13 protein-coding genes are annotated in these 13,484 nt (G+C 43.8%); 5 read left to right on the forward strand and 8 right to left on the reverse strand.

The window, feature by feature from the left end:
• Nucleotides 1-66: 66 nt before the first annotated feature.
• From WS40_RS05700 to WS40_RS05710, 3 genes are all read right to left on the reverse strand, one after another.
• Entirely contained in the window at nucleotides 67-861 is a 795-nt protein-coding gene (locus tag WS40_RS05700; protein WP_022286550.1) for an ABC transporter ATP-binding protein, read from the reverse strand.
• Nucleotides 862-871: 10 nt separating this feature from the next.
• On the reverse strand, nucleotides 872-1,843 hold the full coding sequence (locus tag WS40_RS05705; RefSeq protein ID WP_325208442.1) for an ABC transporter permease: 972 nt from the start codon (nucleotides 1,841-1,843) through the stop codon (nucleotides 872-874).
• Between the two features lie 86 nt (nucleotides 1,844-1,929).
• On the reverse strand, nucleotides 1,930-2,952 hold the full coding sequence (locus WS40_RS05710) for an ABC transporter substrate-binding protein (protein ID WP_046440919.1): 1,023 nt from the start codon (nucleotides 2,950-2,952) through the stop codon (nucleotides 1,930-1,932).
• A gap of 218 nt (nucleotides 2,953-3,170) precedes the next feature.
• Here WS40_RS05710 and WS40_RS05715 point away from each other — a divergent pair, with 218 nt between their 5' ends.
• Nucleotides 3,171-5,561 carry a CotH kinase family protein gene (locus WS40_RS05715; protein ID WP_325208443.1) on the forward strand — a complete coding sequence of 797 codons (2,391 nt, stop codon included), beginning with the start codon at nucleotides 3,171-3,173 and terminating at the stop codon, nucleotides 5,559-5,561.
• 52 nt (nucleotides 5,562-5,613) lie between these two features.
• On the opposite strand, the gene WS40_RS05720 is transcribed toward WS40_RS05715, so the two are convergent.
• The 3 genes from WS40_RS05720 to WS40_RS05730 all read right to left on the reverse strand — a co-directional run bounded on the left by WS40_RS05720 (nucleotide 5,614) and on the right by WS40_RS05730 (nucleotide 9,417).
• Nucleotides 5,614-6,804, reverse strand: a complete 1,191-nt coding sequence (locus WS40_RS05720) for a metallophosphoesterase (protein WP_046440924.1) — start codon at nucleotides 6,802-6,804, stop codon at nucleotides 5,614-5,616.
• 80 nt (nucleotides 6,805-6,884) lie between these two features.
• On the reverse strand, nucleotides 6,885-7,991 hold the full coding sequence (locus WS40_RS05725; RefSeq protein WP_046440926.1) for an ATP-binding protein: 1,107 nt from the start codon (nucleotides 7,989-7,991) through the stop codon (nucleotides 6,885-6,887).
• A 115-nt stretch (nucleotides 7,992-8,106) separates the two neighbouring features.
• Complete coding sequence (locus WS40_RS05730) at nucleotides 8,107-9,417, reverse strand: MATE family efflux transporter (RefSeq protein WP_046440928.1); 1,311 nt, start codon at nucleotides 9,415-9,417, stop codon at nucleotides 8,107-8,109.
• Between the two features lie 309 nt (nucleotides 9,418-9,726).
• On the opposite strand from WS40_RS05730, the gene WS40_RS05735 reads away from it, so the two are divergent.
• On the forward strand, nucleotides 9,727-10,653 hold the full coding sequence (locus tag WS40_RS05735) for a LysR family transcriptional regulator (protein ID WP_022286543.1): 927 nt from the start codon (nucleotides 9,727-9,729) through the stop codon (nucleotides 10,651-10,653).
• A gap of 78 nt (nucleotides 10,654-10,731) precedes the next feature.
• Here WS40_RS05735 and WS40_RS05740 read toward each other — a convergent pair whose 3' ends face one another.
• On the reverse strand, nucleotides 10,732-11,214 hold the full coding sequence (locus WS40_RS05740) for a metallophosphoesterase family protein (RefSeq protein WP_022286542.1): 483 nt from the start codon (nucleotides 11,212-11,214) through the stop codon (nucleotides 10,732-10,734).
• Between the two features lie 82 nt (nucleotides 11,215-11,296).
• Between WS40_RS05740 and WS40_RS05745 the strand changes: the two genes are divergently transcribed.
• From WS40_RS05745 to WS40_RS05755, 3 genes are read left to right on the forward strand one after another with little or no spacing between them, the layout of a single operon-like run.
• Nucleotides 11,297-11,557, forward strand: coding sequence for a hypothetical protein (locus tag WS40_RS05745; RefSeq protein ID WP_022286541.1), 261 nt, complete (start codon nucleotides 11,297-11,299; stop codon nucleotides 11,555-11,557).
• Between the two features lie 39 nt (nucleotides 11,558-11,596).
• Nucleotides 11,597-12,049 carry a hypothetical protein gene (locus WS40_RS05750; protein ID WP_256321770.1) on the forward strand — a complete coding sequence of 151 codons (453 nt, stop codon included), beginning with the start codon at nucleotides 11,597-11,599 and terminating at the stop codon, nucleotides 12,047-12,049.
• Nucleotides 12,036-12,371, forward strand: a complete 336-nt coding sequence (locus WS40_RS05755) for a hypothetical protein (RefSeq protein WP_046440931.1) — start codon at nucleotides 12,036-12,038, stop codon at nucleotides 12,369-12,371. Before WS40_RS05750 ends, WS40_RS05755 begins: the two co-directional genes overlap by 14 nt.
• Here the strand turns inward: WS40_RS05755 and fliB are convergent.
• Nucleotides 12,368-13,471, reverse strand: a complete 1,104-nt coding sequence (gene fliB / locus WS40_RS05760; protein WP_046440933.1) for a flagellin lysine-N-methylase — start codon at nucleotides 13,469-13,471, stop codon at nucleotides 12,368-12,370. The two genes, WS40_RS05755 and fliB, sit on opposite strands and share 4 nt — an antisense overlap.
• Between the last annotated feature and the right edge of the window lie 13 nt (nucleotides 13,472-13,484).

Below are 13,484 nucleotides of genomic sequence, written 5' to 3' on the forward strand. Positions count from 1 at the left end.
TCCCAAAAGCAGGAAATCTCGACTCTTTGAGCGCTGTTTTTTTACAACGCCTTTTTGTATGTCTGATTATTCTTGAAGTATCATCTTGTCTGAAAGTTCGTCCTCGGCGGTGTCGGAATAAAGCTTCATAAGCTTTTCCACCGTCATGTTTGCTCTCTGCTCGCCCTCGATAGTAAGAAGCAGTTTGCCTTGGCTCATTACGATAGTCTTGTTGCCGTATTCAATGGCATTTGAAATGTTGTGTGTTATCATAAGAGTAGTCAGTGCGTTTTCCTTTACTATCTTTTCGGTTATCCTCATGACCTTTTCTGCGGTCTTAGGGTCAAGTGCCGCAGTGTGTTCGTCAAGAAGCAGAAGCTTTGGTGTAACGATAGTCGCCATAAGCAGCGTAAGAGCCTGCCTTTGACCTCCTGAAAGCAGTCCCACAGGCATTTTCATTCTGTCCTCAAGACCTAAGTCAAGCTCCTTGAGCCTTTCTCTGAACACTGAAACGTCCTTTTTCCTGATACCGATAGTCAGCGAACGACGCTTTCCACGACTGTAGGCAAGGCCGAGATTTTCCTCTATGGTCATGTTTGGCGCAGTTCCTCTCAGCGGGTCTTGGAAAAGCCTGCCTATAGTTCTTGCACGTTGATGCTCCTTTAGGTGAGTGATGTTCTTTCCGTCAAGGAATATCTTGCCGGTGTCAGCCTCGTAACTGCCACTGATAACGTTCATAAGTGTGGATTTTCCTGCACCATTTGAACCTATTACTGTAACAAAATCTCCGTCAGCCACATCAAGGTCTATGTGCTGGAGTGCCTTACGCTCGTTGGCAGTGTTCTTGTTGAAGGTTATGTTTATATTTTCAAGCTTAAGCATTTTAAACCTCCTATTTGTCACTGCATACACGCTTGTATGCCTTTGTGATATACTTCTTGATAGCAGGCAGAGAGATAGCAATGGCAACTATGCAGGCTGAGAAAAGCTTTGTGTAGTTGCTGTCCATACCGAGATTCATTGCAAAAGCAAGAACAAATCTGTATGCTATCGCACCGAATATCGCCGCAAGTATTCCGCAGAGGATCGAGTGTTTGCTGAAGAATATCTCACCGATAATTATAGAAGCAAGACCTACCACCAGCATACCTGTGCCGCTGTTTGAGTCGCCTGCCGAGGAATACTGAGCGTACATTGCGCCTGAAAGGGATACCAAAGCGTTTGCAATGGCAAAGCCCATGATCTTCATTCTGTCTGAGTTTATTGAAGAAGCCCTTACCATGTATTCGTTGTCGCCTGTGGCTCTAAGTGACATTCCTGCCTGAGTTTTAAGAAACCAGAAAAGCAGAACAGCCGCAATAACAAGCACGATACCTGCCGCCGCAAGCTTGTAATAGTCGCCGAAATATTTCTGAGCTATTGTAAATATAGTATCTTTCTTATAGAGTGAAATATTAGGTCTATCCATGATTTTCAGGTTTATGGAGTAAAGAGCCGTCATTGTGATTATTCCCGCAAGTATAGGCTGAACGTTGAGTTTTGTGATAAGTATTCCCGTCACGCTTCCTGCGATAGCTCCTGCAACTATTGACAGCAGTATTCCCTTGATAGGGTCGCCGTTGAAAGCCTGCATAACTGATACTGCAACGCCAAGGGTGAAAGTTCCGTCTACCGACAGGTCAGGGATATCTAGTATCCTGAATGAGATGAATATTCCAAGTGCAAGGATAGAAAAAACAAGACCCTTTTCAAATGTTCCCGTAACAACGCTTTCCGTGAGCTGAGTGTTTATTATCACAAGAAGTAAGATCAAAAGCACAGCTTTCGGTATAAGCGAGATAACTGTTTTCTTATTCAGTTTCATATAATTTTCCTTTCAATAAAAAATAGCAGGGAGCGAAAGTCCCGCTCCCTACTATTATACTATGTTTGATTTGATTTTGCAATAGTTTAATCAAAGTAAACTGTCTTTTCTCCGTTTGCAATATCGTCAGGAATAGTGATACCGATCGTGTCAGCAGTTGTCTTGTTGATATAAGTGCTGAGGTCTTCGTTGAATACCTTTATTGGTATCTCGGACGCCTTCTTTTCACCGCTGAGTATCTGAGCTGCCATGTTTGCAGTTTCCTTACCAAGGTCGGAATACTCGATACCAACAGTGCCAAGACCACCGTCCATTACCATTGAGTCAGCGCCAACGAACATTGGAACCTTCGCCTTGTTCATAACTTCTGTAACTGTACCCATAGCGCCTGCGATAGTGTTGTCGTTAGGTGAGAATACAGCGTCGCACTTTGCGGCAAGGTTCTGAGCAGCTTCCTGCACCTCAGATGTGTTTGACGCAGCACCCTCGATAACAGTGATACCCTTCTCTTCACAGTAAGCCTTTACTTCTTGAAGGGTAGAAACTGAGTTGTCCTCGCCTGTGTTGTAAAGATAACCGAGAGTTTTTATTTCAGGCTTCATTTCAAGCGCAAAGTCAAGTATCTTTGTAATAGCGAGCTTGTCAGATGTGCCTGTGATGTTTGCCCCTGTGCTTTCAAGCGAGTCGCAAAGACCTGCACCGATAGGGTCTGTTACTGCGGAGAATACTACTGGTATCTCCTCAGAGTATGGAGCTGCAAGCTGTGCGCATGGTGTTGTGATAGCGATGATGATATCGTCACCGTCAGCCTTGAACTGGTCGAGTATCTGCTGAACAGTTGTTGACTCGTTGTTAGCCTGCTGAGCGTCGATAGTGCAGTTTTTGCCGTCAACATAGCCAAGCTCTGCAAGTCTGTCGATAACAGCATCTCTGATAGTGTTGAGAGATGTATGCTCCATTATCTGCACAATGCCTATCTTATAGTGCTTTTCTGATGAGCCGCCTGCCTTTGAATCGTTTGAGGAGTCCTCCTTAACGCCGCATGACGCAAGAGCAGCCACAGCCATTACCGCTGCAGCGGCAAGTGCCAGAACTTTTCTTAACTTCATATATGTACCATTCCTTTCGTGTTTACGGGGATTTTACCCTACTACTCTATTAAAGCACAGCCGTAAAAGTTTGTCAAGTAAAAGTTAAAAGGATTGTAGAAATAGTAAAAGCCGCAGAGAAAATCCCCATGGATTTTGTATGTTTTGCAGTTGGTTGACAGAAATGTGAAAAAAGGCTATAATGATATTTGTAATATTGCAGAGCGGGAGGTTTCATATTGGGACTGAAAAGGGTTTCCGTGATAGGGCTTTGTCTTGCGGCGGTGGCAGCGGTTGTAATGCTTGCTGCTGTGATAATAAGACCGCCGAAAATATATATAAGCGAGATATGCCCCTCAAACAGCGAAACATCTGAGAAAACAGCTATGCAGGACAAAAACGGAGAACCAAGCGATTGGATAGAGATATATAATCCCACGAATAAAGATATTTCTCTTACGGGATTTTCACTTTCAAAAAATGGCGGTGGAGATCAGCCTTTGGGTGGATATGTCATTAAAGCCCATGACTATATAATAGTATACTGCTCGTCAGCAGGCTTTGAAAATGCTGATTTTCCTCACGCTGATTTCAGCATAGGCAAGGTCAGCGAAGCGGAGATAATGCTGAAATATGACTCGTTCCAGTGTGAGAGCATAAAATTGCCTAAGCTTAAAAAGGGCGTGAGCTATTCTAAAAATGTCAAGGGTGAAATGTACGTTTCAGAGCCTACACCTCTTGCAGCGAATGCAGAGAAAACTATTGGAGATACACCTGTGTTTTCTCAGGCGGCAGGCAGCTATGAAAAGGCTTTTGACCTTGAGATAACCGCAGGAGAGGGGCAGACAGTGTATTATACCACCGACGGCACCGACCCTGCCACGTCGGACACAAGAAAGGTCTATGAAAATGCCCTGAGAATTGACGACAGGTCAGATGATGAAAATGTCCTTTCGGCTTATGACCCTATGAAAATACAGCTTGATTATCGTGACAGCATAAAACTGCCTGACAAAAGCGCAGTTAATAAAGGCACTGTCATTAGAGCCTGCGCAGAGGGTACAAGCGGAAAGTGCGGAAAAACTGTTACTGCCACTTATTTTGTGGACGTTTCAAGTGCAGATCATAACGATCTGCCTATAGTATCCATTACCACCGATCCTGATGGGCTTTTCAACGAAAAAACGGGCATTTACTGTCTTGGGGACGTATACAAAGAATATGACGAAGAAAACCCCGACCACCCTTGGAACGGCTCTATCCCTGCAAACTATAATCAGCGTGGCAGAGAGTGGGAAAAGGAATGTTATGTTGAGTATTTCGACAGCGAGGGCAACAGTCTTATTTCTCAGGATTGCGGCATAAGGATACAAGGCGGCTGGTCTAGGGCGGATTATCAAAAGTCGTTCAGGCTTTATGCTCGAAACGATTACGGCAAAAGCTCTTTTGATACAGTTTCCTGGGATAGCTTTACAGATGTAAACGGCGAGGCTATCACCTCATGCAAGACCTTTGTGCTTAGAAACGGCGGAAATGACGCCAATTATTCAAAATTCAAGGACATGATGATACAAAATATGGTGTCAGGCAGAGGCGTTGAAACTCAGCAGGGAACAGCCTGCGTGGTGTTTATAGACGGTGAATACTGGGGACTTTATACTCTCCAATCCGATTACAGCGACAGATATTTTGCGGATAGATATAATGTTGCAAAAAGCAACGTTGTCATGTATAAAAATGATGAGCTGAGCGAGGGTGAGGCTGAGGACGAAAAGCTTTTCAATGATATGTATAAGTTTATCACAGAGAATGATATGTCCATTGAGGAGAATTATCGCAAAGCCTGCGCAATGATAGATATGGATAACCTTGTGGAGTATGCCGCCACTGAAATGTATATCTTCAATGACGATTGGCCGCAGAACAACTATGCTTGTTGGCGCACAAGAACCATAGAGCAGGGCAATAGCTATGCAGATGGCAGATGGCGCTTTGTGCTGTTCGACACGGAATCGTCATGCTCGCATTATAACGAGAAGGATCTGGAAACAAATATGTTCTCGTATCTTAGAAGCCAAAGCTATACAAAGTTTGGCGGAATACTTTGCAGCCTTATAGATAACGAGGAATTCGATTTGAAGCTCACCTCGGCAATGTGTCAGCTTGGAAGCGTGAACTTTACTGCGGAGCGGTTCGGGGAGTATCTCGAATATTATAAGAATATCTATTACGGCGAGCTTGATAATTATTTCGACCGTTTTCCAACATGGGCAAACCTTGCGAAAGCTACAGACCCTATGATAATACGTTGGCAGAATTTTATTGAGGGAAGATATGATAAAGTGCTTGGCTATCTTGAAAGAGAGTTTGACTATTATGAGCGCAGAACAGTGAAGATATCAGCGGATAACGAGCAGGGAAGCGTTTTGATAGGGGGCGTTGAAATAGAAAGTGATTATAGCGGCACATATTTTGACGGCTGTGAGATAAAATTGAACGCACAAGCAAAATCAGGCTGGCATTTTGACCATTGGGAGGGCGTAAAGGGCGATAATACCCAATTGGAGATAAAGGCTAAGGTGAACGGGGATATGAATATCAAAGCCGTGTTTGAAAAGGATATTGTTTAGCATAAAAAAGGTCTGTCACCAAAATCAAGTGACAGACCTTTTACTATATAACTTAACCAGCAAAATCAATATCTACAGAGCATATCTCAGCGTCAGTTCCTACCCTCATGAAAGTGCCGTATACACCAACACCAGAGGTGACAATGGAGTACATATTATCTTTCTTTATCATGCCACATGGGTTTTCCCAGAAAAGACCTATGGTAAGATTGCCTGGGAAAAGCTGTCCGTCATGTGTGTGACCTGAGAAATCTATGTCTGCGCCTGCGTCAGCGGTCTTTTGAAGCTCGTCAGGCTCGTGGGAAAGCACGAATATCGGCTTGGTCTTGTCAAGATCCTTCGTAAGCTCTGATATCTCTGTACGAGTGCCGTCCTCAGTACCGGGCTTGTCAGTGTCACGCCTGCCCACAAGATAAAACTCATCGTTTATCAAAACAGACTCATCATTTATAAGCTTTATGTTACACTCTTTCATAAAGTTTGTCATTTTTTCACTATTAAGCTGCTTGCCGCCCCAATCGAATGTGAAGCCCATTAGTATCTTTTCATCAATGTCATGATTGCCGTAAACCGCATATACGCCATATTTGCTTTTTATGGACTTGAGCTGTGCCTTTATACCTTCGGGATCGTCCATGCCGTCATAGCTGTTGTCAAAAATATCTCCTGCTATTATAACAATGTCAGCGTCCTGCTGGTTTATTTTCTCAACCATGTTGGTGATGTGATCCACACCGATAGCGTAACCCATGTGCAGGTCAGCCACAAGCACAGCTTTTAAATGCTTGTCACTGCCGCACGACTTGTTGACAGTTACGCTGTATTCATTTACCTTGATGTTTCGTGCATTGAAAATGCCGTAAAGACAAGTCGCCACCGCACAAGCCACAACCACCGAACCTATGGAAATAACGCTTCCTCGGGAAAAAAGCAGCGTGTTTTTGAGCTTCGTGTGTTTTGCAATAAGCCTTAGCAGGTCAAAAAGCACCACATACAAAAGGGAGTAGAGCATAATGCCTATCCAGTATGTAGAAATTCGCCTTATGACGATAGCAACGGCGGATTTCGGGAGCAGAAAAGCTATAACAGGCGAAAGCGCCATGAAAAGATAGACCACTGCAAAAGGCACTTTGAAACGCAGCCAGTTAAATCTGTGGTTGCAGTGCTTCATCCAGTAGAAAAATCGGAACATCATGTATGATGATACGCCCAGATAAAAGGGCAGAAGAAATAGAAATATCATTATTATGCCACCTTATAGATAAGTGAGGAATGAGGAGTGAGGAATGAGGAATTAAGGTATCGCCTGCGGCGATGATTTTTTTATTCCTCTTTGAATCTCTCCAAAAAGCTGTGTCTGCCCTCGTCGTCTTTGTATGCAATGACCTGATTGAGCATAACGTTTTCCACGCTCTTGAAAATGTTGTATTCCACCTGCGGATTAACAAGCTTTAGCTTTGCAATAAGCTGTTTTATCTCCATACGCTTTGATACTGTTCTGCTGTCAGGTGCGCAGGTGGTGCAGGTGTCGGTGAACTTGCAGGCACACTGTATGAACCGCAGCCCGTTATAGTCACGCCACCTTTTTATGTCGTCCTCTCTGACCATATAGAGAGGTCTTATAAGCTGCATACCCTCAAAATTTGTGCTGTTGAGCTTTGGCATCATGGTCTGTATCTGTCCGCCGTAAAGCATTGACATTAGTATAGTTTCGATAACATCATCATAGTGATGTCCAAGTGCGATCTTGTTACAGCCAAGCTCCTGTGCCTTGCTGTATAAATGACCTCTTCTCATTCGTGCGCACAGATAGCATGGATTTTTCTCCACATTGTATACAGAGTCGAAAATATCAGACTCAAACACTGTTATGGGTATTCCAAGCCGCTTTGCGTTGCGCTCGATTATCTCACGGTTTGCAGGGCTGTAGCCCGGATCCATAACAAGATATTTTACCTCGAAAGGGAATTTGCTGTGGCGGTGAAGCATTTGTATGAGCTTCGCCATGAGCATTGAATCCTTGCCGCCCGATATGCACACCGCTATCCTGTCATTAGGCTTTATAAGCTCATATTCGTTCACAGATTGTGTGAATCTGTTCCATATCTCCTTGCGGAATTTCTTTTGTATGCTCCGCTCAGCGTCCTGTGAGATATCCTCTACGACCTCTTTGGAAAGCTTTTCTCTCAGCCAGCCATAGTAGCCACCCTCCAGGTTTTCAGCGTCATAGCCAAGCTCTCGAAGCTTTTCGGCCTCAGTGTCGCTTATAAGTCCGCTTTTACAGCAGATAAGAAGACTTTTGTCCTTTGGCAGGTCGCTTTTATCAAGCTTTTCGGCAGGGATGTTCACTGCTCCGTCAATGTGACCATACTCAAAAGAAAGCTCGTCCCTTATATCTATTATCAGCGTGTCGCCGCTTGCATTTATCATTTGTCAGTTGACCTCCGCAAAATTAATCACTATTCTTTATGATAGCATAAAAATCAACTTTTTTCAAGCTTTACGCAAAAATAAAACGGCAAAGCCTGATGCTTTGCCGTTTGTTTTATGTCTTGTGTCTGTTTCTTATATAGAATATTATGGATATTGCCGCTACGATAAATTCCGTGACAGGATAAGCAAGCCATACGCCAGTTAATCCTGCTGCCTTGGACATAATGAAAGCCATTGGCACGATAAGAGCAAAGCCCCTTAATATGGTGATGGTCTGAGCTGGTATGATTTTTTCAGAAGCCGCAAAAAATGCAGATATTATTATATTGAAGCCTGAGAAAAACAATCCGGTGAAGTATATTTTCATGCCGTCCTCTGCCATGCGCTGAAGAGAGTCGATATGCTCGCTGTTGAATATAGCGGCGATAGGCGTTGTGAAAAATGCAATAGCAAGGTAAACCATAAGCGCTATTACAAGCTGTGATATAACAGAATATCTCAGCACTGCTCTAAGACGGTCTTTGTTGCCAATGCCGTGAGCAGCACTGATAAGCGGCTGACCGCCTTGTGCGATACCGGTGAATATGGATACCGCCACAATGGAAGTATTCGCTATCACTGCATAAGCTGCAACGCCTGTGTTGCCTGCAAGACCAAGTATTATTATATTGAACGCAAGCACTACGATGCCTGATGAAAGCTCAGTTATAAGCGACTGCACGCCTATGGACAATATGCCGCCAAAGGTTCTCCCTTCGTGCCTTGCCCTGACGATATGGAAGCTGTTCTTTTTGCGGAATTTGTATATGCTCAGTATGCAAAGGCTTATGACAGGCGAAAGCCCTGTTGCAAGGATAGCTCCGAAAATGCCCATATCCAGCGGGAAAATGAACACATAGTCAAGTATTATGTTTGAAAAGCTTCCCGTAAGCATTGCCGCCATTGAAAGCTTTGGGTTTCCGTCATTTCTTATAAAGCAGTTGAAAGTGTCGTTAAGCACCAAGAACGGTCCGAACATCATAAGCACTTTTAGGTAGGTATTAGTCATGCCCACAACGCTGCCCTTTGCACCAAGAAGCTTTGCAAGTGGCATTGAAAAAAACGCTCCGCCCAAAAAGTATATCGCTCCAAGCACCAGAGCCATAAGCAGTGCACAGGTGAAAACTCTGCTTCCTGCTTCGTCACGTCCCTGACTTTTGTATATTGCAAACTTTGTCGCTCCGCCCATGCCGATCATAAGTCCGGTGCCGTGGATAAGGCTGTATATCGGAATGGCAATGTTAAGTGCCGTAACGCCGTCAGCACCCATGCCCTTTGCGACAAAGAACGTGTCCGCAAGGATATAGCACGATACACCTATCATTCCGAGAACGTTCAGAGAAGCGTATCTGGCAAAGTCCCTAAGATGTGAATTTTTCTTCATTTTTATCCTCCGTTTATCCCACAAAAAAACGCCGAACACCGCTGTCTTTTAAAGCCTAACGACAGCAGGTCCGACGCAAAACTTCTACCCGGCGGCAGAAGTAAGCCTTAAACATATAAGATTATAACAGAGTATAAAGGCATTGTCAAGAGGTAAATGACTTTGCTTTATGTTAAATAAATGTTAAAAAACGCTCCTTGTGGTTGACAAGTTTTTAACAAAGCTTTATAATGAAATTGACAGAAAGCATATATAATATTATATGGCAACCTTAAAATTTTATATACCGATAACAAAGAAGGGGAAACTATGAATTTAACTCATCTCAGATATATGGTAGAGGTCGAAAGACTTGGGTCTATCACAAAAGCAGCTTCAGCACTTTATATGGGTCAGCCTAACCTTTCAAAAGCCATAAAGGAAATGGAAAGAGAAGTTGGCATTCCGATTTTTAAAAGAAGTGCAAAGGGTGTTGTTGCCACAGAAAAGGGCAAACAGTTCTTGCAGTATGCAAAGGCCATACTTGTGCAAATGGATAAAATGGAGAGCCTTTATAAGGATAATGGTGAAAACGCTGTGAACTTCTCTCTGCTTTTGCCAAGGGCAAGCTATATAACCCACGCTTTCACTTGCTTTGTGAACAAGTTAGGCACGAATGTGGAGCTTGACGCAAAAATAAGGGAAACAAACTCCATGGAAGCCATAAACGCAGTGGTGGAATGCGAATATAACATGGGTATAATCCGTTATCCTGTGGCATATGAGAGCTTTTTCATGTCTATGATAGAAGAGAAAAATCTGAAATATCATAACGTGTGGGAGTTCGATTATGTACTTATCACAAGCGAAAACAGCCAGCTTGCTAAAGAAAAAGAGATAAACGAAACTGTCCTTGATAAATACATAGAGGTATTGCACGGCGATAATATCGTGCCGAACATCTCAGCGACTTATCAGAAGAAAAACGCTGAGCTTAATAATCACAGCAGGCATATTTACGTCTATGAGAGAGGAAGTCAGTTCGATATCCTCTCGGCTTGTCCAGACTCATTCATGTGGGTAAGTCCTTTGCCAAAGGAGATATTGAAGCGTTATGGCCTTGTGCAGAGAGTTTGTCATAGCTTCAAAAAGACCAATAAGGACGTTCTTATCTATCAGAGCAATTACCGCCTTAGCCATGCGGATCAGATGTTCCTTGATGAGCTTGAAAGGGTAAGAAAAGAGATATCAGAATAATTTTTAGCATAAAAATGCGGGCGAACATGAAAAGTGTTCGTCCGCTTTTTGTTTAACAAGATCTAAGTCCTGAGCATATTATAGGTCAACGTGACTACAGAATATGCCACCGTCCTTTGTGATGTCAATATAGGCATAGCTTGCAGGCTTGCCGTCTCTCGGCTGTCCTGCACTGCCGGGGTTTAAAATGTGGATACCCTCCTCATAGGCGTAGTAGCGGCAGTGTGTGTGTCCGAAAAGTGCTATCTGTGCGCCTATTTCCTTGGCTTTGTAAAAAAGTCTGTCGGTAGAGTATTTCACGCCCCACTTGTGGCCATGGGTGAAAAATATCTTTATACCGTCATCGGTCATGTATATGTCGTTTTCGGGAGTGAGCGAAGCAAAGTCGCAGTTTCCTGATACGTTTACTATCTTTTTGTCAAGATACTGCACTCTCAGGCTGTCAAGGTCACGTTCGCCGTCACCAAGAAAAATAAACAGGTCGGCGTCGCCGTTTCTCTTGAATATTTTGTGCATTGCAGAATAATTTCCATGAGTATCCGAAAAAACGATTATTCTCATAGTTACACCCCTTTACCAGTTATAACAAGCAATATTATAACATAAATATTTATAAATACTATAGAAAAAAGGAGAATTTTTTATGAGCGCAAAAAACAGCTTCAATTCTATGGATCCAAAAGCCATGCAGGCGCTTCTTGCAGTGGCTTCAAGAAAGCTAGGCACTACTCCTGATGTGCTGAAAGGTCAGCTTGAAAGCGGAGTTTATGACAGGGCGCTTCAGGGTATGCCACAAAACGAGGCTATGATGCTTCAAAAGGCTTTGTCAGATCCGAAAACTGCCGAGAAAATATTGTCCTCACCACAGGCAAGGGCGATATTCAAAAAGCTTCAGGGAAAATAGTATTTTACAGGGCAAAAGCTCGAACAGGCGGTGAAATAATTGGACGATTTGATGAACAAAATACAGAATGTGCTTAATGACGAGGAAAGCATGAAGCAGATAAAGGAGCTTGCGGATATGCTCACGGCGGATAACGGCGGACAGGGAGAACAGGGCGGTCAGAGCGAAGCTCCACAAAGCCCTCAGAACATGGACTTTTCTCAGCTTCTCCAAAGCCTAGGTGGCGTTTCTCCACCTGCGGAAAGCAAGCCTGCGCAAGCGACACAGACAGGGGGTCTTGATATTGCAAAGCTTATGAAGATACAAAGCATTATGCAGTCAGCTTCAAAGCCCGATAAAAATATCCAGCTTCTTCTTGCTTTGCGACCTCTGCTGAAAGAAGAAAATCAGGCGAAAATAGACAGGCTCATAAAAATATTCAAGCTTTTTGCGGTCTATCCCGCACTGAAAGAAAGCGGGCTTCTGGGAGGTGATCTGCTTGGCTTATTCTGATGACAATAATTTCACCACCATGCAGGAGGAAGCCATTCGCCGTGTGAGAGAAATGCAAAGGCGTTCACGAAGCATTGTGAGCGCAAGCCCTAATAGCGAGCCTGCACCACCTAATGCAGAGGAAACCCCTCGCACTCAGAATGCTCATAGCCCACAAAAAGCCCCTCAGAGCAGTTCGCTTTTGAGCGGTCTGCTTGGGGGGAATTTAGGCGATATAAAGATAGACGAGGAAAAAGCCCTTATCGGTCTGCTTATTTACATATTATACAAGCAGGGTGCAGACATAAAGCTTCTCCTGGGGCTTGGTTACCTTCTTCTCTAAAGCGTCCATTCAAGAAGTGCAAGCATAGAAGTATCGGAGAAAATATCGGAAAGATAGCTGTCGTCATATATCCTGTCCATGTTGTCACCTGAGTATTCTATCTCCTTGCAAAGCTCCTTGACGGTTTCAAAGCGTGCGTGAGCGTCCTGCTCACGACTGAGGTTTATGACCTCTGCGGCAAAAACGAACACTATCATAGCCTTTATTTTTGACAGCAGGTCGAAATCTCTCACAGCTTTAAGAAAATATCTGTATACAAAATATACCGCAAGCTTTTCGTACTCACCGCTCGTCTGAGCCTTTAAGGGTGCGGAAAGCTTTTTCACAAAGCGGCTTGCGTCCTTTATCTGCTGTGGGAGAATGTCGCCTATAAAGTCAAGACGTTCAAGATACAAAAGCATATTTTCGGCATTTTCCAAAGGCTTTTCAGGCAAAGCCTTTTTCAAGCTCTCCACACGCTCTGCAATTATCTCAGGGTGGGAAAGCTCCTGGGCAATGGCTTTTATCTCCTCTGTATCCTCTTCGTCAAGAGCATATTGTATCTCCGCTGACGCTGAAAGAACGTTCACAAGCCTGTCATGGAGAGAATATTCTCTGTTTTGAAGCAGGTCAATGAAAGCCGTCCGTGCAAAAAGCATGGTTTCAAGAAGCTGGGGATCGAACTCAAGGTCGTCAGGTTCTTCATCTATCTCTTTGGTAAAAAATCTCACAGGCTCATCGTCAGAAAGATACATTCTCACAGCTTCTTCGCAGGCAAGTCCCACGCCAGCCTCCTTGTAATCTCCAAACCACTCGTAAAACCTCGGGTGTTCACGGCATATGTCTGAGATGTTTTCCTCACCGTAAGCAAGCTGAACAGAGCAAAGCCCCTTTTCGTTGAGCATAGGGCATTTTCCGTCGCAGTGGACAAGATATTTCACGCCCTCGTCTTCCGTAACTGAGTTCACAAACTTCCTGCCTATATCATTGTCAAGCTTTTTGTAAAAGCCGTAGGTGTCCTCGTCTATCTCGATATCCCAATCGGTCATACAGCAGTTGTCAGAACACTGCGAGCCTGTGCAGACAAATTCATCAAATATCTCAGGGTAAAAAAGCTTCATATAAATATCTCCT

It is taken from the genome of Ruminococcus sp. N15.MGS-57 (genome assembly GCF_000980385.1).
Taxonomy (GTDB): domain Bacteria; phylum Bacillota; class Clostridia; order Oscillospirales; family Ruminococcaceae; genus Hominimerdicola; species Hominimerdicola aceti.